We start from the raw sequence: 22,693 nt of genomic DNA on the forward strand, positions 1-22,693 counted from the left end.
GGGAGGACACCCGTCGGTGAAGACCTCGGCTGGCAAAGCCCTCTACCGGATCACCGAAGCCATGGGCCTACTCAGCATGAGCCGCACCGTCATCTACCAGGAGATGCGCGCCGGTCGACTCCGCTACGTCCGCCAGGGCAGCGACCGCCGCATCACTGCTGCCGCCATCACCGAATACGTCGCGCTGCTAGAGCGGGAGACCGCACAAGGAGTTGCCGCCTGATGAGCAAGCGTCGAAGCCGTGGCGACGGCGGATTGCACTGGGACGAAGCCCGTCAACGCTGGATCGCATCCGTCACCACCGGCTACACCCCCGCCGGGAAGCGCATCGTCCGCCGAGGCAGCGGCAAGACCAAGACTGAGGCCAAGGCGAAGCTCAAGGAGGTGCTGCGCGACCACGAAGACGGCCTGACCATCGCCCCCCAGGGGTTCACCGTTGCCGATGCGGTCAATGACTGGCTAGCGTACGGCCTCAGCGGCGTGGCCAAGGGCACCGTCGACAAGAACGGGTATCTCTGCCGGGGGCACATCATTCCCGCTCTCGGCGCTCGCAAGCTGCGCGATCTGGGCGCCGAGGACATCGACCGATGGTTGGCGGACAAGTCCAAGACGCTGAGTACCCGCACGCTTCGGGACCTGCATGCCTGCCTGAATCGTGTGGTGAACCGGGCTATGGCCCGTGACAAGGTCAAGCGAAACGTGGTGGCGCTCTGCGCGACTCCGAAGGGGCAGCAGGGCCGGCCGTCGAAGTCGCTGACGCTCGACCAGGCCAAGACGCTGCTCAGCGCTGCCGAGGACACCCGGCTATACGCCTACGTCGTGCTGTCTCTGCTGACGGGTGCGCGGACCGAGGAACTACGGGCGCTCACCTGGGAACACGTCGACCTCGACGGCCGACCCGATGCCGACCCGCCCGTGCCGCCCTCCATCTCGGTATGGCACTCGGTGCGTGCCGGTGGTGACACCAAGACCAGGAAGTCCCGGCGCACCTTGGCGCTGCCGCTCCGGTGCGTGACCGCACTCCGACGACACCGTTCATTGCAGGACCGAGAGCGAGAGAAGGCCGGGAATGGCTGGCAGTCTCGGAACCTCGTGTTCGCGAACGTGGTCGGCGGTGCCCTGGACGCGGCCAACGTGCGGCGAGCATTCCGCCGGGTGGCGAACAAGGCGGGACTCACGGCTGCGGACTGGACGCCGCGTGAACTCCGGCACAGCTTCGTGTCCGTCCTGTCCAGCAGCGGCGTCAGTCTGGAGGACATCGCCGATCTCTGCGGACACTCCGGCACCACGGTCACGGAGAAGATCTACCGGCACCAGCTCCGGCCCGTGCTTCTCAGCGGCGCGGTCGCCATGGACCGCATCTTCGCTATCACCTCTGAGAGGTAAGGCGGGGTGCCCTGTCCTGCGGTAACAGAACAGGGCACCCCTTCTTGCGACTTGCTACTGAACGAGCTTGTGAAGCTTGTTGGCCACCACCAGGGCAGTCGTGACGAGGGCGACAACGCCTGCGGCGATGCCGAGCGCCACGCTAGGGCTAAATCCGAGAGCTTCGTTGGTCTGCATTGCGACGGTCAGTCCTGAGACGACGGCCGCCAACAGTCCGACTACCGAAGTGATCAGGAGGATCAGGAGGTCACGTGCCGTCAGCAGGTAACGATCTTCGCTGCCTGTTCGGCTGCCGCTCCGGTTCCTCTCCTTGGAGAGCCGGGGTAGGGGCACGCGGGAAGGGCTAGGCTTCGTCGCGCGCGTAGCTGTCTTTCGAGGGCTGTTCTGGGCCATCTGCTCTCTCTACCGGTCGTAGTAACACTTACCTCGGACGAGAAGTTCCCAGCCGGGGGGTGTCGCCTGTCCGGTTACCGCCGGATCGACGCAGTCTGGGTTCTTCTGCCCTGGATAACGAGTTACGTTCGTGACCGTGACGTGGAGGATGCCACTATGGGGTGTGTGATGCGGGTAACTTGCCCCGTAGCTCGTGCAAGATTTTCTCGTTAAAGCAGCCGAGGGTGGACCGATCTGCTGGGACTGGTGCACGCCTCGGACAGAACGGCTCCCTGTTACCGCAGGGGGCCGTTCGCCCTCCCTCGGCCGGGAGCGGGCGGCAGAGCAGCCTTGCCTCGTGACCCGTTGGGCGGTAGTCACTCAATTGGTCACTCAGGATGCACTAGAGGGCACATCCATCGATCGGATGTGCCCTCTTACCTGGTCGGGGTGGCCGGATTCGAACCGACGACCTCTTCGTCCCGAACGAAGCGCGCTACCAAGCTGCGCCACACCCCGAGGCGTGCGGTGAAATAGTAGCCCACCCGCTCCGCCGATCAAACTCGGTACCCCCGGCCCCGGCCTCCCGCTGGCCGGGGTGACTTCACAGCCCGGCTCCACCCCGCCGCTGACCAGCTCATCCCGCCAGTTCCATGATCAGGTTGCGTTTTTGCGCAGAGGTGACGGCGTGTCGTCTCCATTTCCGCAACCTGATCATGGAGCGGGCGGGTCAGCGGGGGGTGAGGGTGAGGATGCTGGCTTCGGGGGGGCAGGCGAAGCGGACCGGGGCGGTGGGGTGGGTGCCGAGGCCGGCCGAGACGTGCAGCCAGGAGTCGGAACCGGGCCAGCGGTGCAGGCCCTTCGCCATCGACCGGGGCAGCCCGCAGTTGGTGACCAGCGCGCCGTAGCCGGGTACGCAGACCTGGCCGCCGTGGGTGTGCCCGGCCAGCAGCAGGCCGAAACCGTCAGCGGCCATCTGGTCGAGCAGGGCGGGTTCCGGGGCGTGGGCGAGCGCGATGGACAGGTCGGCGGCGGGGCTGACCGGGCCGGCGACGGCGGGGTAGTCGTCCTGCCCGATGTGCGGGTCGTCCACGCCGACCAGTTCGAGGAGGCGGCCACCGGCCTTGACCGAGGTGCGGGCGTTGTTGAGGTCCGCCCAGCCGGCGCCGGTGAGGACGTCGCGCAGTTCCTCGTACGGCAGGGCGGCGCCCTCGGCGTACTCCCGGTTCGGCAGGAAGTAGGTGAAGGGGTTCTTCCAGACCGGCCCGGTGTAGTCGTTGGAGCCGAAGACGAATGCCCCCGGGTAGTCGAGCAGGGGTTGCAGGGCGCGCAACACCCCGGGGACGGCGTCGGGGTGGGCCATGTTGTCCCCGGTGACCACGACCAGGTCCGGGTCGAGGGCGGCGAGCGACGCCACCCACTGCTGCTTGCGTCGCTGGTCGGGCATCATGTGCAGGTCCGACAGGTGTAGCACGCGCAGTGGCTCGGCGTCGGCCGGCAGCACCGGCACGTCGTACCGGCGCAGGGTGAACATGTTGCGTTCGACGAGGGACGCGTACGCCAGGGTGGCCGCTCCGGCGGCGACGGTCCCGGCGGCGAGGCCGAATAGTGTGCGCTTTCGCATGCCGACCAGGGTAGTTTGACCGTCCATGAGCACGCTGAAGGACCGCCTGACCGCAGACATGCGCGCCGCCCTCAAGGCACGCGACGAGCTGACCACCTCCACGTTGCGGATGGCCCTGGCCGCCGTCGGCAACGCCGAGGTCGCCGGCAAGGCCAAGCGCGAGCTCTCCGACGACGAGGTGCTCGCGGTGCTGACCAAGGAGGCGAAGAAGCGCCGGGAGGCGGCTGCCGCCTTCGCCGACGCGGGTCGCGCCGAGCAGGCCGACAAGGAGACCGCCGAGGGCGTGGTGCTGGACCGCTACCTGCCGAAGCAGCTCTCCGCGCAGGAGCTGACGGAGCTGGTCTCGGGGGCGCTCGCCGCAGGCGGCTACACCGAGAAGTCCCAGATGGGGGCGGCGATGAAGACGGCCCAGGCAGCGGTGGCCGGCCGGGCCGAGGGTGGTCGCGTCGCCGCCGAGGTACGCCGACAGCTCGGCCTCTGAACCCACCGTCCCCGGTAGGGACCGGCGCTGCTTCGGCCCGAAGCACCCGGCTCGACGCGGCGGCGGCGGGTCAGGTCGAAGTGCCGGATCGGTGCGGCGGCGGGTCAGGTCGATACGCCCGGACAGATGAGGTGGATGCGAAACGGGCGGGCACCCCGAAGTGGGGTGCCCGCCCGTCGTCGTCGGTACGGCTCAGTTGTTGCCCGGTGGGCGACCTGGTGGGTTGCCGGGGTTGCCGGGCGTGTTCCCCGCGTTCGCGGGGGTGCCGCCGCCGCTGCTCACCTCGATGGTGACCACGCCGCCCTTGATGGTGCGGCCGTTCGGGCTGGTGCCGGCGGCGGTGCCGGCCGGGCAGTCCGAGGTGACCTTGTTGTCGGAGACGACCACGGAGAAGCCGGCCTCCTTGAGCTCGCCCCGGGCGCTGTCCACCGACTGGCACTTCACGTTCGGGATGGACCGCTGATCGCCATTTATGATCTTGCCGTTGGGTGGGGTGAACTCGATGCCGGGCTTACCCTTCATGGCGTCCCGCAGCGTCTCGTAGACCGGCGGGTTGATGCCGGTCGCCGTGTCGTGGCCCATCTGCTGGGTGGTCTGCGGCCAGTCCGGGTCGGCCATGATGCCGGCCACCGCGAACTGCTTGGTCATCGCCACCAGGGCCGAGGTCTTCTCGCCGTCGGTGGTGCCGGACTTGCCGGCCACCGGCTTGCCGACGATGCCCCGGACGTTGCGGGCGGTCGCCCCGGAGCACTTGGAGACCGAGGAGTGGTCACCGACCGGGCAGCGGGCCGCGTCCACGGCGGCCCGCGCCACCTCGGTGCTGATCCGCTGCTCGCAGCGCGGGTTGGCGACGTCGAGCTTGTTGCCCTCCGGGTCCTTGATCTGCTGCACCGGGATCGGCTCGCAGAACTTCCCGTCGGCCGCCAGGGTGGCGTAGGCGTTCGCCAGCTCCAGCGGGGTGGTCGCGGAGACGCCGAGAGTGAAGGAGCCCCACTGGTTGGCGCCGCCCTCCTTGGTGGCCCGCCGGGCGTCGTCGCTGCTGCGGAAGGTGATGCCGAGCTTCTGCGCCGCCTTGATCACGTTCTCCGCGCCGACCTGCTGCTCCAGCGGGACGAAGTAGGTGTTTACCGAGTTGCCGAACGCGGTCCACATGTTGTGCACGCCGGCCATGCTCGCCGAGGCGTTCTTGGGGCAGTAGAAGTGCGTCCCCGCGCAGGCGGCCGGGGAGTTCTGCTCGACGATGTACTCCGACTTGAACTCCGCCGGCGAGTTGATCTGGTAAGCGAGCGGGATGCCCTTCTCCAGCGCGGCCACCATGGTGAACATCTTGAACGTCGAGCCGGCCTGGTAGCCGGAGATGCCCTGGCCGCCGCTGAGCAGCGGGATCACCGTGTTGGGATAGTTGCCCCGGACCTTCTTCTTGGCCTTCTTGGGGTCGCTGGAGAGCTTGTTCTGCGGCTTCTTCGGATCATCGATCTTGAAGTTCCGGTTGACCGACAGCGCCCGGACCCGGCCGGTGCCCGGCTCGATCGCGGCGACCATCCGGGCGGCCTTGCTGTTCACCCCGAGGTTCTTGCGGACGGCCCGGTCGGCACCGTTCTGCGCCTGCACGTCAAGGGTGGTGGTGATGGTGTAGCCGCCGCTCTTGAGCCGCCGCTCCCGGTCGTACGTGGTGGAGCCGAAGGTCTCCTGCCCGAGCCACCAGCGGTAGAAGTAGTCGCAGAAGAAGCCCCAGTCCTTCTTGTTGGTGGCGACGCAGCCGTTCGGGGTGCGCTTGTCCTTCACCGCCAGCTTGACCGCCTTGGCGGCGTCCGCCTCCTGCTGGGTGATGGCCTGGGTCTTGACCATGTTGTCGATGACGTAGTTGCGTCGGTCGAGCGCGAGCGGGTAGCCGCTGGGCGTGGTCGGGTCGTTGGTGGTCGGCGCCTTGACCATGCCGGCCAGCAGCGCCGCCTCCTCGATCTTGAGGTTCTTGGGAGACTTGCCGAAGTAGACCTGGCTGGCGGCGAAGACGCCGTACGCGCCGTTGCCGAAGGAGGCGAGGTTCAGGTAGCGGGTGAGGATCTCGTCCTTCGGGAACTCCTTGTCGACCTGGAGGGCCAGCTTCATCTCGCGCAGCTTGCGCTCGCTGGTGTCCTCGGTCGCGGCGACCACGTCGGCCGGGTGGGTGGCCGAGTAGGCGATGGCCAGCCGGACGTACTGCATGGTCAGCGTGGACGCGCCCTGCTGGGAGTTGGCGCCGGACTGGTTGTTGACGAAGGCCCGGGCGATGCCGTTCAGGTCGACGCCGTTGTGCTTGTAGAAGTCGTGGTCCTCCGCGGCGATGATCGCCTTCTGCATGTACGGGGAGATGTCCGCGAGCTTGACGTCACGCCGGTTCTCGTCGTACAGGGTCGCCAGCGGGGTCTTGCTGTCGTTGGCGAGCAGGTAGCTGATCTGTGGCGCGCGGGCCACGGTCAGCTCCTTGGGCAGCGCGCCGAAGGTCTCGGCGCCGGCCTTCGCGGCCAGGCCGGACATCGCCACCGCGGGGAAGGCCGCTGCCGCCACCACCACACCGGCCAGCAGGCCGCAGATCAGCAGCGATGCGGCGTTGGTGAAGACATTGTGGTCACGTTTCCGCATCCAGGTCACCTCGACAGGGTACGCGAGTAGGGAACGAGGGGCGCCGGGGCGTTCTTTCCCCATTTCCTGCTTGCGCCGACCTCGTTGTGCTAAACGCACGACCCCCGGTGTGTGGTTGCGTGTGACCCGCGCCGAGTCTCCACCGATCGGTGGAGCCCGCGCAGCGTTTTCACGTACTTCGACGGGGTAAGCGGCGACCGAACGCCCGGGAAGCCGGGACTGTCCGGAATGTTGGATTTCGCCGACAACGTTGCGTAATCGTGCGACTACAGAGCATGATGGTGGCGGCGACAGAGCCACACGTCGTCCGCGCCTCCTTGGGGAAGGACGGGCCGGACGGCCGGGGGGAATCGACGGCTGGTCGCGCGAGGTCGGTAGGTACTGCAAGGGGGGACGGGTACAGATGGGGATGATCACTGACTGGCCGTCGCTGGCGGCGTGTCAGAACGGGGATCCGGACGCGTTGTTCGTACAGGGTGCCGAGCAGAACGTGGCGAAGCGGATCTGCCGCAGCTGCCCGGTGCGGTACGAGTGTCTGGCCGACGCGCTGGACAACCGCATCGAGTTCGGGGTGTGGGGTGGCATGACCGAACGGGAACGCCGGGCGTTGCTGCGCCGGCACCCGCAGGTGACGAGCTGGCGCAAGATGTTCGAGGCGGCGATGAAGAAGAACGCCAAGGACAAGACCGGCAAGGACAAGATCCTGGTCACCGCCGCCAGCTGACGCCGGCCCGACCGCCGGACGCTGGCCTGGCCGCTGGCTGACCCGGCCCGTCCGAACGGTCGGCGGCTGACGCCCGCCAGGCCGAGCGGTCGCCTGGTGCGGGGTCGGCCCGGTGGGCCCGCCCGCCGTTCAGGATCGGCTGATCGCCGCGCCGATCGTCCGCAGCCCGTCGACGTCGTGCACGTCGGCGGGCTGCGCCGTCACCGACACCGTCGGCACGGCCGGGAACGCCTCGGTGAACCGCCGGGCCACCTGCCGTTCGCGGACCTCCTGCTGCGCCAGGGCCGCGTGCGCCCGCAGCACGTCGACAGTGGCGTCGTGCCCACCCAGCCCGGCCAGCCGGTCGGCCGCCGCCCGGCTCTCCGCCGCGCCCAGGGTCACCGCGGGCCGGTGCACCCGGTTGAGCACCAGCCCGGCCAGCGGCATCCGCTCCGCGCCCAACCGCCCGGCGAAGTAGGCCGCCTCCCGGACCGCGTCCGGCTCCGGCGTCGCCACCAGCAGGAACGCCGTCTCCCCGGCCTGGAGGATCCGGTACGTCTGCTCGGCCCGCTGCCGGAAGCCGCCGAACATCGAGTCGAGCGCGGCGACGAAGCCCGAGAGGTCGGTCAGCAACTGGGCGCCGAGCACCTTCTGCACCACCCGGGAGAACATCCCGAAGCTGGCGGTGACGAAGCTGAACATGCTCCGCCCCCCGCTGCGGGCCGGGGCGAGCAGCAGCCGCAACATCCGGCCGTCCAGGAAGCGGGAGAGCCGGGCCGGGGCGTCCAGGAAGTCAAGCGCCGAGCGGGACGGCGGGGTGTCCACCACGATCAGGTCCCACTCGCCCCGGGCGTGCAGCTGACCCAGCTTCTCCATCGCCATGTATTCCTGGGTGCCGGCGAAGGTCGAGCTCATGGCCTGGTAGAACGGGTTGGCGAAGATCTCCGCCGCCTTCGCCGGGTCGGTGTGCTGGAGCACCACGTCGTCGAAGGTGCGCTTCATGTCCAGCATCATGGCGTGCAGCTCACCGCCGCCGGTCTCGACGTCGATCCCCTTGACCCGGCGAGGGGTGTTGTCGAGCTCGGTCAGGCCGAGCGACTGGGCCAGCCGGCGGGCCGGGTCGATGGTGAGCACCACGGTCCGCCGGCCGTGCCGCTCGGCCGCCCGCAGCGCCAACGCCGCCGCGGTGGTCGTCTTGCCCACCCCGCCGGCGCCACAGCAGACGACGATCCGCACGCCGGGGTCGGCGAGGATCTGGTCGACGTCCAGCACGGGCGCCGCGTCTTCGGAAGGCACTGATCGAGCGTATCGGGCCGGTGGGGTCCGTGCGCCCGTGCCGACGTGAGCTGTGCGTCAATCCGCCCGGCGGAGGATCCCGGCGAAGGCCGTCAGCGCGGCGGAGTCCACCCCGTCGGGCAGCAGCGGCAGCTCGGTCACCGGTCGCCCCAGCTCCGCCAGGTCGGTCCGCAGGGAATCCTCCAGCTCCCGTCGTACCTGCTGGTCCCGGGCCTCGCCGGCGAGCCCGGCCACGGTGGTCGGGTCCGTCGGCAGGCCGGCGGCGGCCAGCCCGCGCTTCAGCTCCGCCCGGGTCACCTCCCGCCCGGTGGAAAGCGGCGGACGGGCGGCGTTGACGATCACCCGGCCCACCGGGAAACCGAGCTGGGTCAGCTCGGCGATCGCGTCCACCGTCTCCTGGACCGGCATCTCCTCCAGCAGCGTCACCACGTGCACGGCGGTCATCGGGGACCGCAGCAACGCCGAGACCCCCTCGCTCTGGGTCTTGATCGGGCCGACCTTGGCCAGCCGGGCGGTCTCCGCGGTGACGTTGAGGAAGCGACCGATCCGACCGGTGGGCGGGGCGTCCAGCACCACCGCGTCGTACGCCCGGCGTTGGCCGACGGTGCGGGTGGTGGCCTCCTTGACCTTGCCGGTGAGCAGCACGTCACGCAGGCCGGGCGCGATGGTGGTGGCGAAGTCGATCGCGCCGAGCTTACGCAGTGCCCGGCCGGCCGCGCCGAGCTTGTAGAACATGTCGAGGTACTCCAGCAACGCCTCCTCGGCGTCCACCGCCAGGGCGCGCACCTCGCCGCCGCCCGGGGCGTCGGCGAGGTGGCGCTCGGCGTACGGGAGGGGCTCGACGCCGAAGAGTTGGGCGATGCCCTGCCGCCCCTCCACCTCGACCAGCAGGGTGCGCCGGCCGTCGGTGGCCAGGGCGAGCGCCAGCGCCGCCGCCACGCTCGTCTTGCCCGTGCCGCCCTTGCCGGTCACCACGTGCAGGCGGGATGGCCATCCGGTGCCGGCCGGGTCGGCCGGCCGCTCAGCTGCTCGCACCGGTCGAGCCTATCCACCCCACGAGGTCAGCCGACCTCGCAGACCCACCAACCCGCCTTCCGTACCACGGTGAACCGCAGCGGTTGCTCGGCGATCCGCTCGTCGCCGGTGGTCATGGTCAGCTTGGTGGAGACCGTGGCCCGGTCACCGTTCTGACTGTCGACCGTCGGGCTGGACCAGCGGAACCGTGGGTTGGTGTAGGTGGTCGCGTACTTCTGCACCTCGGCCACCTTCGCGCTGATCTTCTGCTGGTCGCGCGACTCGGAACAGACGAAGTTGGCCGCCTTGCCGGCGTCCCGGTCCTGGTAGACGGCGGTGAGGAAGCCGTCCACCGCCACCGTCGGCTCCTTGGCGCCCGACCCGCCCTCGCTGTCGCGCAGGGCCAGGAAGGCGAGTGTTCCGCCGCCACCGCAGAGCACCACGGCCGCGGCCAGCGCGAGCGAGGCGATCAGCACGCCGCGCCGCCGCTTCGGTGCCGGTGCCCGGTACGCCGGGTAGCCCGACGGTGGTGCCGGGATGGCGTCGGACGTGGCGCTGCCGGGGGCGGTCGTGCCGCCCGGGTCTGGTTTGTCGTGCCGCGACGCCGGGGCGCCTGGCGATCCGCTCGGGCCACCGAACGGTGGTTGGGTCATGTGGTCCCCCGGGGGATGGGCGCCGTCGCCGCCCCTGGCGACGACGCGGGTACGGGCGCGGCGGGCGACCCCTGATCGCCCGTCCGAGGCGCAAGGGTAACGGTCGATGGGCGGGCTGTGGCGGACTGCTCACGACCTGCGTTGGAGCGCGGTCAGCTTCCGGACCAAGCGAGTGTCGCATATGTGACTTGAGGTGAACGACCGTGCGCGTCCCGTTGTCCGTTACGCCGGCCGGGTCCTACGTTCGTCCGGGTGTGGGGGAGCGGATCGGGTCGGCGCCCGGTCCGGTCGGTCATTCACCGTACGAGGCCGGAGGCAGGTACATGCGCGACGCGGAGAACATCGCCCGATCCCAGTTCTCACCGGGAGATCGGGGGAGGCGGGCCGGTGCGGCCGGCGACGCGGACGGGCTGGGTGGTGGACTGCCGGTGAACGAGCGGTCCTACCGGCGCTGCGCCGAGCCGTCCGAGGTGCTGCGGCTGCTCGGCTGCTCCGGCGAGCGGGGCCGGGACGACGAGGAGCCCGGTTACGTCATCCACCTGCCGATCCGGGTGGCCGACCTGACGGCGGCGACCGCGCTGGCCGGCACCGTGGCCACCTCGCTCGGCTTCCTGGTCGAGCTGGACGCCGGCGAGACCACCGTCTCCGACGCCGACGACCAGAACAACAGACACCGGGTCTTCTGCGACCTGCTGCTGCCCGACCGGTCCCGCTGCCCCCAGCCGTACGACCACGCCGGGCAGTGCGGTGAGCAACCCACCGCCCCGGAGCAGCGTCCCGCGCCCAGTCCGTCGCCCGGACCGTAGGCTGTCGGCGGAACAGTCCACGTCAGGCAAGGGAGCCTTCCACCGATGCAGAAGTGGGAATACGCCACGGTCCCGCTGCTGGTCCACGCGACCAAGCAGATCCTCGACAACTGGGGTGAGGACGGTTGGGAACTCGTCGCCGTGATCCCCGGCCCGAACCCGGACCAGTTGGTCGCCTACCTCAAGCGCCCCAAGGGCTGAGGAGCCGACGATGAGCAACGGACCCCACGCCAAGCTCGCCGAACTCGGTCTGGCCCTGCCCGACGTGGTGCCGCCGGTGGCCAGCTACGTCCCGGCCGTGCAGTCCGGCCAGCACGTCTACGTCTCCGGTCAGTTGCCGGTGGCCGAGGGCAAGCTGCTCGCCACCGGCCAGGTCGGCGCGGGTGTCTCGCCCGAGCAGGCCAAGGATCTCGCCGAGCGGTGCGCGCTGAACGCGCTCGCCGCGGTCGACTCGCTGGTCGGCCTGGAGAACATCGTCAAGATCGTGAAGCTGACCGGGTTCGTGGCGTCGGCACCGGGCTTCCACGGTCAGCCGGCCGTGATCAACGGCGCGTCCGACCTGCTCGGGGCCGTCTTCGGTGAGGCGGGTCGGCACGCCCGATCCGCCGTCGGGGTCGCCGAGCTCCCACTGGACGCCCCGGTGGAGGTCGAGTTGATCGTCGAGGTCGGCTGACCGGCACCGCCACTCCCCGCACCGCCGGCCGGTCCGGTCGAAAGCCGTGAACGGCCACAAACCAGTGGGCCGACTCGGCAAGATCGCGGGGAGTGGCGGACGGGGTCGTACGATCGCAGCCATGACCGGGCATGTGACGGCACCGCCGGCCGCACTGGCCGACCGGCTGCCGGACTGGGTGACGTTGCTGCGTGCCCCCAACCCTGGGCCGATGACCCTGGAGGGCACCAATACCTGGCTGTTGCGCGCCCCCGGCGCGGAGCAGGCGATCGTCGTCGACCCGGGGCCGGCGGACGAGGGGCACCTGGCCGCCGTGGCGGCGTATGGGCCGGTCGGGCTGGTGCTGATCACCCACGGGCACCCCGACCACACCGAGGGCGCGCCCCGCCTGAGCGAGCTGCTCGGCGGGGCACCCGTGCTCGCCGCCGACCCGGCGCACACCGTCGGCGGTGCGCCGCTGACCGGGGCGGCGGAACAGCTGGCCGGGTTCGGGCTGGCCATCGACCTGGTCGCCACCCCCGGGCACACCGCCGACTCGGTCTGCTTCGCGGTGTCGTACGACGCCGAGCGGGTGGTGCTGACCGGGGACACCATCCTCGGCCGGGGCACCACCGTCGTCGCCCACCCCGACGGCCACCTCGGCGACTACCTGGCCAGCCTGGGGCTGCTCTCGGCGTACCCGGGGATCGTGGCGCTGCCCGGGCACGGCCCGGCGCTTGCCGACTGCGGCGCGGCGGCCGACTTCTACCTGGCCCACCGCCGGGCCCGGCTCGACCAGGTCCGGGCCGCCGTCGCCGAGGGTGCCCGCACCGCGCCCGAGGTGGTGGCGAGGGTCTACGCGGACGTGGACCGGTCGCTGTGGTGGGCCGCCGAGTCGTCGGTCCGCGCCCAGCTGGAGTACCTCGGGGTGGAGCAGCCGTGACCTGCCCGGTGTGCGGCACGCTCGCCGTCCCGGGCGCGCGGTTCTGCCACAACTGCGGGGCGGCGCTGCCTGCCGCCGCCACCCTGCCGACCGCCGAACGTCGGGTGGTCACCGTGCTCTTCGGCGACCTGTCCGAGTTCACCTCGTGGTCGGAGGACCTCGACCCCGAGCGGGTCGGCGCGGTCACCGACCGGGTGCTCGCCGCGCTCGCCGGCGCGGTCAAGACGTTCGGCGGGCACGTCGACAAGCTCACCGGCGACGGGATCATGGCGGTCTTCGGCGCCCCGGTGGCCCACGAGGACGACGCCGAGCGGGCCGTCCGGGCCGCCCTGTCGATGCAACGGGCGGTGCGCCGGGTGCTCGACGACGAGCGCGGCGGTGGAGCACCGCTCGGCCTGCGGGTCGGGCTGAACACCGGCGACGTGATCGCCGGCATCCAGGCCGCCATCGAGTACACGGTCATCGGGGACACGGTGAACACCGCCGCCCGGCTGGCCGACGCCGCCGCCGTCGGCGCGATCTACGCCGGTGCCCGGACCTCGTCGGCCACCCGGCACGTCGCCTCCTGGCGGGTGCTGCGCCCGCTGCGGCTCAAGGGCAAACGCGAGCCGGTCGAGGCGTACGAGCTGCTGGGGCTCCTGGACGCTCCGGGCACCCGGTCGGGCCTCGGCGACGAAGCGCCCTTCGTCGGGCGGGAGACCGAGATCGGCCGGGTCGCCGGCCGGCTCGCCGAGGTGATCGACCGGGGCGAGCCCAAGGTGCTGCTGATGACCGCCGAGGCGGGGATCGGCAAGTCCCGGTTCGCCGCCGAGGTGGAGCGGCTGGCCGCCGGTTACGACGTCGGTGCCGGCCGGTACGCCGCCCACAGCGGTGCCCGGGTGCTCTCGGTGCGCTGTGCCGCCTTCGGTGAGCGGCGTCGGCTGGCCCCGCTGGCCGACCTGGTCCGGGCTGCCGTCGGCCTGCCCAACGACGCCTCCACCGCGCTCACCCGACCGGCCGTGGAGGAGCGTCTGCGCCGGCTCGGCCAGCGGCTCGGCCGGTTGCAGGTCGATGCGCCGCCGATCGCCGGCGACCAGTTGCTGGCCCTGCTCGGTTACGGCGAACTGCCCGGTAACGCGGGCGACCAGGACGGATGGGGTGCCACCCCGCCGACCGCCGACGCCGAGGCGGTGCCGGTGGCGGTGGCCGGGCTGCTCAGCGCCCTGGCCGCCGAGGCGCCGCTGGTGATCGTCGTGGACGACCTGCACGACGCCACCGGCGAGACCATCGCCGCGCTCGGCGCGACCCTGTCCCGGCTCACCGGCCCGGTGCTGGTGATGCTGCTGGGCCGCCCGGAGCTGGTCCGGACGGCGGGAGCGCTTACCTGGATCGCCGACGCCGAGGTGCACGCCCTGCCGCCGCTGCGCGGTGCGGACGCCGCCCGCCTGCTCACCAGCTACCTCAACGGTGGGAAGCTGCCGCAGGCCGACGCCGACCGCTTGCTCGCCACCGCCCAGGGCAACGCCTTCTACCTGGCCGAGTTGGTCACCCTGCTGCGGGAACGGGGGGCGTTGACCGCCGGACCGGACGGCGGCTGGCGGCTGGTGGCCGGTTCGCTGGGCAGCCGGCTGCTCTCCCGTGACCTGGCCGCCGTGCTCGCCGCCCGGATCGACGCGCTTCCGCCGGAGGCCCGCTCGGCGTTGCGGGACGCCGCGGTGGTCGGCGACGTCGTGCCCACCGGTGCGGTGGAGGCGCTGCGCGAGCTGCGGGCCGGGCGGGACGGTCGGCCCGCCGCGGTGGCCGCCGTCGAGCTGGAACGGGCCGTGGAGGAGCTGCTGCAACGCCGGATGCTGCACCGCAACCGGACGGGCTTCGCGTTCGCCACCCCGCTGATGCGCGAGGCCGCCTATGCCGGGGTGAGCAAGGCCGAACTGGCCGAACGGCACGCCGCGCTGGCCCGGTGGGCCACCGGGGTGCCCGGTTCGTCGGTCGCCCCGCCGGGCGGGTTCACCGACGCCGCCCGGGACGACTTCGTCGCCGAGCAGGTCGAGCGGGCCGTCGTCCTCGCCGACGCGGTGAAGCTCCGCCCGGATTCGCCGGCCCGGACGGTAGCCGGACTGGGGGTGGCCGCGCTGGGCCGGGCCGCCCGCCGGGCGTTGCAGGTCGGTGAGCCGGCGTTGGCCGTCGAGTACGCCGAACGCGCCGCCGAACTGGCCCGCGAGGGGGTGCCCCCGGTCGACCGGGTGGCGCACGCACGGGCCCTGCTCCAGGTCGGCCGGGTCGGTGACGCGCTCGCCTTCGCCGAGAAGATCGCCGCCAACGCCGGTGACGACGCCGGCACCCGGGCCAGCGCCCTGCTGCTCGCCGGCCAGGCCCACCAGACCTCGGGCGACCAGGGCCGGGCGACGGCCTGCTGGCAGGAGGCGTTGCAGGTGGCCACGGCCGGGGAGGTGACCAACCTGCGCGCCTCGGCGATGCGCCGGCTCGGGATGGCCGACTTCGTCGCCGGGCGGCTCGGGCAGGCGAGCAGCCGGCTCGCGGCCTCCTACCAGATCAGCCTCGCCGCGAAGGATCCGCGGGGGCAGGCGTGGGCGTTGCAGAACCTGGCCTGGGTCACCACCACCCGGGGGGACTTCGCCGGCACCGACGCGGTGCTCGGCCGGGCCGCCCGGCTCTTCGCCGAGTTGAAGGACCCGTACGGGCGGGCCTGGCTGCGCGGCACCACCGCCTTCGCCCGGTTGCTGGCCGGTCGGCTGGGGGAGGCCTGCCGGCTGGCCGGTATCTTCCTGCCGTTCGGGGAGCGGGTCGGCGAGGCGTGGGCGGTGGGCACGCTGCGCGCGGTCGAGGCGTTCGCCGGGGCCGAGCTGGGCGAGGTGGCCGAGGCGGACCGGGCGGCCCGCCGGGCGTACCGGGATTTCGCCGCGGTCTCCGACGACTGGGGGCGGGGGTTCGCGCTTGTCGTACGGGGTGTGGTGGCGCGGGGGCTGGGCGAACCGGAGCACGCCGCCGACCTGTTCACCGACGCCCTCGCGTACGCCGGCCGGACCTCGCATCCGCTGCTCACCGGGATGGCCGGCACGCTGCGCGGCTTCGTCGCGCTGGACATGGGGGACTGCGAGACCGCCGAGCGGGACGCCAGGGCGGTGCTGACCGCCGTCGAACCGCACAACCCGCAGGCACCGGCGCAGGCCGCTCCCCGGGTGCTGCTCGCCACCGCCCGGCTCGCCGCCGGGGACACGGCCACCGCGGTCGGGCTGCTCGCCCCGGTGGCGACGACCGCCGCGAGGACGCCGACGCTGCTCTTCTCCCGCCGACAGACGCTGGCCCGGTACGCCTCCGCGTTGCTCGCCCACGGTCAGTCGGAGCAGGCGTTGGACTGGGCCCGCCGGGCGGTCGCCACCCCGGCGGAGGATGTCCGCAGTCAGGTGATCGGGGCGGGGGTGCTGGCCGAGGCGCTGGCCGCCTGCGGATACCCGGCGGAGGCGTTGGCCAGCGCACAGGAGGCGGTCCGGCTCGCCCACGCGACCGAGCAGCGCAGCGAACGGGCCAGCGCCGACGCCCTGCGGGCCCGGCTGGCCGGCGAGGTCTGATCGATCCCGGCCGGTGGGTCTGATCGATCCCGGCCGGTAGGTCTGTCGGTTCCGGTGATGTGCGCTTCGGCGGGGGCGGTTAGCGTGTCACTTCACGCGACCGCCGCCCGGCGTCGGTCGTGCCGTCGGGGGTTGGGGAGCAGATGAGGTTGCCGCGTTCGGGTGCCGGCTGGACGATCGCGGTCTTCGGGGTGCTGGCGGTGCTGCTCGGCGCGCTCGGGCTGGTGTGGCCGGAGGCGCAGCTGCGGCTGCTCGGCTTCGAGGTGCCGGCGAACCGGGCGCCCGGCGACTACACCGGGACCTTCCTCACCGCGTCCTCGATGGCCTCGTTCAACATGGGCGTCTACTACCTGCTCGCGGTGGCCACCGAGTGGCGGGCGTTCTACCGCTTCACGGTGGTCTTCCGGCTGGTCACCTTCACCGTCTTCACGCTGACCGTGCTGGCCGACGTGGCCCCGGACAGGTTCATCGGGGTGGCGCTCTGGGAGGGGGCGGGCGCGGTGGCGACCGCGCTCGGCCTGCGGTGGGACGCCCGCCGGGACACCGCCACCACCGCCGGGCCGGCCGTTGCCGCCGGTACGGATCGCTGAGCGCTCCGGCGGAACGGGTATTTTCGAGCCGTGACCGAGACCCCGCCCGGCGCCCTCCGGCTGCCCATCGTGCCCGGTCTGACCGACTTGCAGGTCTTTGCCCGGGGTGGTTACGCCACCGTCTACCGGGCCACCCAGATCTCCGTCGGTCGGGAGGTCGCCGTCAAGGTGGAGAACCGCACCCTGGACAACGAGCGCGACCAGGCCCGGTTCCTGCGCGAGGCGCGGGCGGCCGGGCGGATGTCGTCGCACCCGCACGTCGTGGACCTCTTCGACGTGGGGGTGACCGTCGACCAGCATCCGTACCTGATCATGGAGCTGTGCGACGGCTCGTACGCCGAACGGATGCGGACCTCGCCGCTCGACGCGTCCGAGAGCCGTGACCTCGGCATCAAGATCGCGGACGCGTTGGCCCACTCGCACGCGGCCGGGGTGCTGCACCGCGACGTCAAGCCGGCCAACATCCTGCACTCGCACTTCAACTCGGCGGTGCTCGCCGACTTCGGGCTGGCGGTGCTGGCCGAGGCGCGGGACGCCTCGGTCACCCTGGAGGTGCTCACCCCGGCCTACGCGCCGCCGGAGATGTTCAACCACAGCCCGCCGTCACCGGCCGTCGACGTGTACGCCCTCTGCGCCACCCTCTACGCGGTGATGACCGGCCGACCCCCACGCTGGCAGTCCGAGCGCAACCCGAGCCTGGTCACCGTGCTGGAACTGTTCCACCAGCCGATCCCCGACCTGCCCGGGGTGCCGACCGAACTGGTCGACGTGCTCCGTGCCGGGATGTCCAACGACCCCGACGCCCGCCCCTCCGCGCTCGAACTGCGCGACCTGCTCACCGCGCTCCCCCTCGACCCGGCCCCCACCCCGGTCAGCGGCGTCCCGGTCTCCGGCGGGCCGTCCACCGGCGGTCCGGGCGGGGGGCCGTACACCGTCGGATGGACCACCGGTCAACCCGGGCGGATCACCGGCCAGCCGAGCCCGCGTCCACCCGTCCAGGACGACCAGCCGACGGTGCCCCACGGCGAGCGCCGGCGGCGGCGCTGGTTCCTCGGCGGGGCCGGGGTGCTCGCCCTGGCCGCCTCGGCGAGCGCCGGAGCATGGGTCGCCGGCGGTGCGCCACCGGTGGCCGGGCCGACAGCCACCCCGTCGGTCGTCGGCTCGTCGAGCCCGGCCGCCCGCTGGGGCACCCTGCCCGGCTGCGCGGCCGACGGCACGGCGGCGACCCTGCCGCCGGGTGCCCGCTGCGCCCCGGTGCTGGAGTGCTTCGGCCCGGTGCGGCTGCGCGGCGACCGGGCGGAGGCCGCCGAACTCTCCTGCGAGGGGCGGCACACCTGGGAGACGTACGTCGAGGGGCAGTTGCCCGCCGCGCTGGCCGCGGCCGGGCACGCCGCGATCAGCGCCGACCCGACGGTCCGGTCGGTGTGCAACGTGCGGACGTTCCGGCTGACCAGTGGGATCGACTACACCAACGGCTGGCACCTGGAGGTGTTGCCGCCCGCCGAGACGGATCTCGACCGGACCTACCGCTGCCTCGCCGGGCGGGGCGTGGACGCCCTGGTCGCGCCGACCCTCACTGGTCGCTGACCTCGCGCATCCGATGCAGCCGGCTCAGCACGGCCGCGCTGTCCAACGCGTCCAGGGTGTCGGCGTCGAGGAACGAACCCGATTCCGGCTGACCCGTGGGCGTCGCCCCGGACGGCTGCTGCCCGTCGTCGCGTTCGCGCAGCGCGGCCAGCGCGGTGCCGGTCACCGTCGCGAACAGGACGCCGAGCAGTGCCAGCCCCACTGTCAGGATGCCGGCGGGATGCCGGAAGGCCAGCGTCGCCAGGACCGCGCCGGTCGCCAGCGCCCCGACCACCGCCACCGCCCGCGCGTCCGGTCTCAGGATTCGCCTCACCTGACAAGCATGACCTGAACGGGCGCGCTGTCAAACCGTACGGCTCGGCGCGGTTGACCGTTATGCCTAGAGTGACGACGGTCGAGGTGTCGTCTCGACCTGTCCTGTTCCCCACCGGAAGGCAGCCACGTGCCACAAAGAACCCGGTCCCTGGCCGCGGCGGGCATCGCCGGCCTGGTCCTCGCCACGGTGGCGGTCGTGCCGGCCGCCGCCGCACCCGGCAGCCCGCACACCCTCCCCGTCACTCCCGACCGGACCAGCCGCACCGAGGCCCGGCGCGTCGACAGCGTGCCCACGCCGAAGCTCGACTGGTACGCCTGCTACGACTACGCCGAGTGCGCCACCGCCCGGCTGCCGCTGGACTACGACAAGCCGAAGGGCGCCACCACCGAGGTCGCCCTGCTCCGGGTGAAGGCCCGTGACCGGCAGGCCCGGGTCGGCAGCCTCTTCCTCAACCCGGGTGGCCCGGGTGGCTCCGGCACCGACATCGCGCTGGCCGCGCCGTACTTCCTCGGCGACGACCTGCTCGACCGGTTCGACATCGTCGGCATCGACCCGCGCGGCGTCGCCGCCAGCAGCAACGTCAAGTGCTTCCCGTCGGTCAAGGAGCAGACCAGGGCGTACGCCGGCCTGAACGTCGCCTTCCCGTGGACGAAGGCCGAGGAGCAGGCGTACCTGAAGTCGTCGAAGGCCGTCGGTCAGGCGTGCTCGACCACCGGCCGGCCGCTGACCTCGGCGATGTCCACCGCCGAGGTGGCCCGGGACATGGACGTGCTGCGCCGGGCGGTAGGCGACAAGAAGCTCAGCTACCTCGGCTTCAGCTACGGCACCGCCCTCGGCCAGTACTACGCGAACATGTTCCCGGACCGGGTCCGCGCGGTGGTCGTCGACGGGGTGCTCGACCCGAACGCCTGGGTTGGCCAGGGCAAGGCCCGCGACCAGCTCCAGGAGACCCGGCTGCGCAGCGCCGACGGGGCGTACCGGGCGCTGCGTGAGATCCTGGTCCGCTGCGACAAGGCCGGTCCGCAGGCGTGCTCCCTCGCCTCCGGTGACCCGGTCGCCTCGTACGAGCTGGTGGCGAAGCGGCTGCGCCAGAAGCCCGTGGTGGTCGACGATCCGGACGCCGGTTCGTTCACCGTCAGCTACGCCGACTTCGTGGGCGCCAGCCTCAGCGCGCTCTACAGCCCCTACGGCTGGGAGCCGATCGTGGACAGCACCGAGCAGTTGCTCGTTCTCACCGATCCGCAGTCGGTGTCGCCGGCCCGCCTCGCCGAGGCCCGCGCGGCGCTCGGTCGGCTCGCCGTGCAGGCCCGGGAGCAGCGACGGTTCGACTTCCCGTACTACAACGGGCTGGAGACCTTCCTCAGTGTCGACTGCACCGACGGGTACCACCCGAAGAAGCTCGCGGACTGGCCCGCGCTCAGCGCCCAGGAGGACAAGCGGGCGCCCTACTTCGGGCGGCTCTGGGCCTGGGGCACCGCGCCCTGCGCCCGGGACGCCTGGACGGTGCGCGACGCCGACGCCTGGACCGGGCCGTTCGACCGGCGGACCGCCGCGCCGGTGCTGGTGGTGGGCAACTACTGGGACCCGGCCACCAACTACCAGGGCGCGGTGAGCTCGGCGCAGCTGCTGCCGAACAGCCGGCTGCTCAGCAGCGACAGTTGGGGTCACACGGCGTACGGGACGTCGGCCTGTGTGACAGGGGCGGTCGACGCGTACCTGCTGCGGGGTGCGTTGCCGGCGAAGGGCACCGTCTGCGTCGGCGACGACCAGCCGTTCGTCGAGACGCCGGAGCCGGCCGGGCGGGCCGCCACCTCCAAGGGCGCGCTGGCCGCCGCCGGGTTGCCGGCCCGGGGCGAGCCGAAGCGGCTGCCGCCGGTCGTCGCGCCGCTGCCCGCGTTGGGCTCGCTGGCCGTGCGCTGATCCGGTTCCGGGGTACGGCGGGCGCCCGGTCGTCCGTCGTACCCCGGGTTCCTCCCCTGGTCGGGTCGGATGGGCGTCGCGGCGGTCGACCCGTCACCGCGATGCGGCGGGACGCAGATGGACCCGAACGGCTACCCTCGGTGTCCCCCAGGCTGTCCGTCAGCGAGGTGCGCCGATGAACGACGTCTCCGCCCGCCATCGGGTCCGTTCGGTCGCCACCACCCTGGCGGTGGCGCTGACCCTCACCCTGGCCGCCGCCGCCGGCTGCGACAACCGGCGCGAACCGTCGCTGCCCTCGGTCCGCGACAAACTGCGGGAGTCGCACATCGACGGTCAGTCGAAGATCAAGATCGGGGTGGCGACCACCGAGCCCCTGATGGGCGAGTTGCGCAACGGCGCACACGTCGGCTTCGACGTGGAGATCGCCCGCTACGTCGCCTCCTACCTCGGCTACGAGGGTGACCAGCGCATCGAGTGGGTCTCGGTGACCACCGAGGACCGCATCCCCGCCCTCCAGGGTGGCGTGGTCGACCTGGTGGTCTCCAGCTTCTCGATCACCGAGGAGCGGGAGAAGCTGGTCAGCTTCGCCGGGCCGTACTTCGTCACCACCCAGGAGGTGATGGTGCCGACCCGGCTCAAGGACAAGATCCGCACCATCGAGGACCTCCGCGAACCGCAGTACAAGGTCTGCACCAGCGGCGGCTCCACCACCGAGGCCGAGTTGGCCAAGCACGACGTGAAGGCGCTCGTGGTCAAGGAGGTCGGCGACTGCGTCAAGGGGATCCGGGAGGGCCGCTACGACGCGGTCAGCTCCGACGAGACGATCCTCGCCGGTTTCCTCTCCCTCTACCCGACCGAGTTCGAGATCGTCGACATGCCGTTCGGTACCAGCGAGCTGCTCGGGATCGGTGTGCCGATAGGCGATCCGGCCCTGCGTGACCTGGTGGCCTTCGCCCTGCAGAAGAGCTACCTGCAGGGGCGCAACGGGATCAGCAGCCCGTGGCTCACCGCGTACAACCGGACCCTCGGGCCGTGGCTCAAGGCGGAGAAGGCGCAACCGCAGCCGCTGAACGTGCCGCAGCTGGTCGACTTCGACGACAAGGCGCCGACCCGGTGACCGCCCCGGCCGTACCGCAGGATCTGGGCGCCACCACCGTCGGAGTGCGTGACGGCTGGGACCCGGCGGTGGAGCGGCGGGCGCGGGCCAGCCAGTCGTTCTGGACGGCGGTGGTGGGCGTGCCGGCCATCTTCTCGGTGCTGCGCCTCGGTGTCGAGGCGGGCGGCGAACTCCAGACCACGCTGCTGCTGGTGGCGAACGTCGGGCCGGTGAACCTGCTGGCCGGTTTCCTGACCACCGCCGCCCGGCTGCTCTCCACCGGCCTGGTCGCGGTCTTCGCGCTCGGCGCGGTGCTGCGGGTCAGCGTCGAACGGATGCCGCCCACCGTCCGCCGCCCGCTCTTCGTCCGCTGGGCCGACCTCACCCCGGCCTGGTTCGTGCTGGCCAGCTTCCTGATGGCCCTGGTCACCTGGCAACTGCTCTACCTCCCGTTGCTGCTGCCGGCGTTCGTCGCCGCCTTCCAGCTCACCCCGGCACGCCTGCACGAACACGTCCTGCTCCGGACGCTGATCGTGATGGCGCTGCTCGCCGGCTACGGCTGGCTGCTCGCCCCCACCCTGGTCGACGCGTGGCAGCAGCGGGAACTGCTCGCCCTGGTGCTGCTCGTCGTCCCGCCGCTGCTCGCGCTGGCGGTGACCGGCCCGCTGCCCGGGGCGGTGATCCGGCCGCTCGCCTCGGTCACCGAGGCGGCGGTGCTGGCCATGCTGGTCTGGGCGGCGCTGCCGGTGATCACCACGCCGGTGCTGCCGCTCACCGTGACCACCGTGGAGTCCAGCCCCGGCGTCACCGAGGACGTCCGGGGACACGTGGTCACCGTGGACGACGTCAGCATGGTGCTGCTCCAGGAGCGCGGCGGCGTCCGGTACGTGCCGGTGGACGACGTCCGCGCCCAGGTGCTCTGCCCCAGCGAGGAGGAGCTGCCCCGGCACCGGCTGCGGATCCGGGACTACCACGTCGAGGACTCGCTGCTGGAGGGGCTGGGCCGGCGGGTCCGCCCGGTGCACCGCACCGACGCGGCCTGCCGCACCCTGCGCTGAGCCGG

The 22,693-nt window shown here is 72.0% G+C and carries 21 protein-coding genes and 1 tRNA gene; 14 read left to right on the top strand and 8 right to left on the bottom strand.

Annotated features, from left to right (window positions below):
• Positions 1-16 precede the first annotated feature (16 nt).
• Both OHQ87_RS26355 and OHQ87_RS26360 read left to right on the top strand, forming a co-directional pair.
• Entirely contained in the window at positions 17-223 is a 207-nt protein-coding gene (locus OHQ87_RS26355) for a helix-turn-helix domain-containing protein (RefSeq protein WP_442930606.1), read from the top strand.
• Positions 223-1,386 carry a site-specific integrase gene (locus tag OHQ87_RS26360; protein WP_328342186.1) on the top strand — a complete coding sequence of 388 codons (1,164 nt, stop codon included), beginning with the start codon at positions 223-225 and terminating at the stop codon, positions 1,384-1,386. Before OHQ87_RS26355 ends, OHQ87_RS26360 begins: the two co-directional genes overlap by 1 nt.
• A 54-nt stretch (positions 1,387-1,440) precedes the next feature.
• Here OHQ87_RS26360 and OHQ87_RS26365 read toward each other — a convergent pair whose 3' ends face one another.
• The 3 genes from OHQ87_RS26365 to OHQ87_RS26375 form a co-directional block, all read right to left on the bottom strand.
• Positions 1,441-1,779, bottom strand: a complete 339-nt coding sequence (locus OHQ87_RS26365; RefSeq protein WP_328342188.1) for a hypothetical protein — start codon at positions 1,777-1,779, stop codon at positions 1,441-1,443.
• 421 nt (positions 1,780-2,200) lie between these two features.
• Positions 2,201-2,277: transfer RNA gene (locus OHQ87_RS26370), tRNA-Pro, on the bottom strand.
• A 211-nt stretch (positions 2,278-2,488) separates the two neighbouring features.
• Positions 2,489-3,382: a metallophosphoesterase gene (locus OHQ87_RS26375; RefSeq protein WP_328342190.1), complete on the bottom strand. Its 894-nt coding sequence runs from the start codon at positions 3,380-3,382 to the stop codon at positions 2,489-2,491.
• A gap of 25 nt (positions 3,383-3,407) precedes the next feature.
• On the opposite strand from OHQ87_RS26375, the gene OHQ87_RS26380 reads away from it, so the two are divergent.
• Positions 3,408-3,863 (top strand): GatB/YqeY domain-containing protein, encoded by a 456-nt coding sequence (locus tag OHQ87_RS26380; RefSeq protein ID WP_328342192.1) that lies wholly within the window; start codon positions 3,408-3,410, stop codon positions 3,861-3,863.
• Positions 3,864-4,055: 192 nt separating this feature from the next.
• On the opposite strand, the gene OHQ87_RS26385 is transcribed toward OHQ87_RS26380, so the two are convergent.
• Positions 4,056-6,485 carry a penicillin-binding protein gene (locus tag OHQ87_RS26385; protein WP_328342194.1) on the bottom strand — a complete coding sequence of 810 codons (2,430 nt, stop codon included), beginning with the start codon at positions 6,483-6,485 and terminating at the stop codon, positions 4,056-4,058.
• Positions 6,486-6,888: 403 nt separating this feature from the next.
• On the opposite strand from OHQ87_RS26385, the gene OHQ87_RS26390 reads away from it, so the two are divergent.
• A complete protein-coding gene (locus OHQ87_RS26390; RefSeq protein ID WP_328342197.1) occupies positions 6,889-7,209 on the top strand; it encodes a WhiB family transcriptional regulator in 321 nt (106 codons plus the stop codon).
• A 129-nt stretch (positions 7,210-7,338) separates the two neighbouring features.
• Here the strand turns inward: OHQ87_RS26390 and OHQ87_RS26395 are convergent, their stop codons facing one another.
• From OHQ87_RS26395 to OHQ87_RS26405, 3 genes are read right to left on the bottom strand one after another with little or no spacing between them, the layout of a single operon-like run.
• On the bottom strand, positions 7,339-8,484 hold the full coding sequence (locus tag OHQ87_RS26395) for an ArsA family ATPase (protein ID WP_328342199.1): 1,146 nt from the start codon (positions 8,482-8,484) through the stop codon (positions 7,339-7,341).
• Between the two features lie 57 nt (positions 8,485-8,541).
• Positions 8,542-9,519 carry an ArsA-related P-loop ATPase gene (locus tag OHQ87_RS26400; protein WP_328342201.1) on the bottom strand — a complete coding sequence of 326 codons (978 nt, stop codon included), beginning with the start codon at positions 9,517-9,519 and terminating at the stop codon, positions 8,542-8,544.
• A 26-nt stretch (positions 9,520-9,545) separates the two neighbouring features.
• Complete coding sequence (locus OHQ87_RS26405; RefSeq protein WP_328342203.1) at positions 9,546-10,151, bottom strand: Rv0361 family membrane protein; 606 nt, start codon at positions 10,149-10,151, stop codon at positions 9,546-9,548.
• A gap of 323 nt (positions 10,152-10,474) precedes the next feature.
• Between OHQ87_RS26405 and OHQ87_RS26410 the strand changes: the two genes are divergently transcribed.
• The 7 genes from OHQ87_RS26410 (at position 10,475) to OHQ87_RS26440 (ending at position 18,298) form a co-directional block, all read left to right on the top strand.
• A complete protein-coding gene (locus OHQ87_RS26410) occupies positions 10,475-10,957 on the top strand; it encodes a hypothetical protein (RefSeq protein ID WP_328342205.1) in 483 nt (160 codons plus the stop codon).
• 45 nt (positions 10,958-11,002) lie between these two features.
• On the top strand, positions 11,003-11,158 hold the full coding sequence (locus tag OHQ87_RS26415) for a DUF4177 domain-containing protein (protein WP_088643831.1): 156 nt from the start codon (positions 11,003-11,005) through the stop codon (positions 11,156-11,158).
• Between the two features lie 10 nt (positions 11,159-11,168).
• Positions 11,169-11,630, top strand: coding sequence for a RidA family protein (locus tag OHQ87_RS26420; protein ID WP_328342209.1), 462 nt, complete (start codon positions 11,169-11,171; stop codon positions 11,628-11,630).
• Between the two features lie 121 nt (positions 11,631-11,751).
• Positions 11,752-12,552, top strand: a complete 801-nt coding sequence (locus OHQ87_RS26425; protein ID WP_328342211.1) for an MBL fold metallo-hydrolase — start codon at positions 11,752-11,754, stop codon at positions 12,550-12,552.
• On the top strand, positions 12,549-16,121 hold the full coding sequence (locus tag OHQ87_RS26430; protein WP_328342213.1) for an adenylate/guanylate cyclase domain-containing protein: 3,573 nt from the start codon (positions 12,549-12,551) through the stop codon (positions 16,119-16,121). Before OHQ87_RS26425 ends, OHQ87_RS26430 begins: the two co-directional genes overlap by 4 nt.
• Positions 16,122-16,264: 143 nt before the next feature.
• Positions 16,265-16,711 (top strand): hypothetical protein, encoded by a 447-nt coding sequence (locus tag OHQ87_RS26435; protein ID WP_328342216.1) that lies wholly within the window; start codon positions 16,265-16,267, stop codon positions 16,709-16,711.
• Positions 16,712-16,741: 30 nt separating this feature from the next.
• Positions 16,742-18,298 (top strand): serine/threonine-protein kinase, encoded by a 1,557-nt coding sequence (locus OHQ87_RS26440; RefSeq protein ID WP_328342218.1) that lies wholly within the window; start codon positions 16,742-16,744, stop codon positions 18,296-18,298.
• On the opposite strand, the gene OHQ87_RS26445 is transcribed toward OHQ87_RS26440, so the two are convergent.
• Complete coding sequence (locus OHQ87_RS26445) at positions 18,285-18,611, bottom strand: hypothetical protein (protein WP_328342220.1); 327 nt, start codon at positions 18,609-18,611, stop codon at positions 18,285-18,287. The two genes, OHQ87_RS26440 and OHQ87_RS26445, sit on opposite strands and share 14 nt — an antisense overlap.
• A 129-nt stretch (positions 18,612-18,740) precedes the next feature.
• On the opposite strand from OHQ87_RS26445, the gene OHQ87_RS26450 reads away from it, so the two are divergent.
• From OHQ87_RS26450 to OHQ87_RS26460, 3 genes are all read left to right on the top strand, one after another.
• Positions 18,741-20,534 carry an alpha/beta hydrolase gene (locus tag OHQ87_RS26450; protein ID WP_328342222.1) on the top strand — a complete coding sequence of 598 codons (1,794 nt, stop codon included), beginning with the start codon at positions 18,741-18,743 and terminating at the stop codon, positions 20,532-20,534.
• Positions 20,535-20,709: 175 nt separating this feature from the next.
• Complete coding sequence (locus tag OHQ87_RS26455) at positions 20,710-21,651, top strand: transporter substrate-binding domain-containing protein (protein ID WP_328342223.1); 942 nt, start codon at positions 20,710-20,712, stop codon at positions 21,649-21,651.
• Positions 21,648-22,688 carry a hypothetical protein gene (locus tag OHQ87_RS26460; protein WP_328342224.1) on the top strand — a complete coding sequence of 347 codons (1,041 nt, stop codon included), beginning with the start codon at positions 21,648-21,650 and terminating at the stop codon, positions 22,686-22,688. The genes OHQ87_RS26455 and OHQ87_RS26460 overlap by 4 nt, the downstream gene beginning before the upstream one ends.
• The last annotated feature ends 5 nt before the right edge of the window (positions 22,689-22,693 follow it).

The sequence above is a fragment of the Micromonospora sp. NBC_00421 genome (genome assembly GCF_036017915.1).
Taxonomy (GTDB): Bacteria; Actinomycetota; Actinomycetes; order Mycobacteriales; family Micromonosporaceae; genus Micromonospora.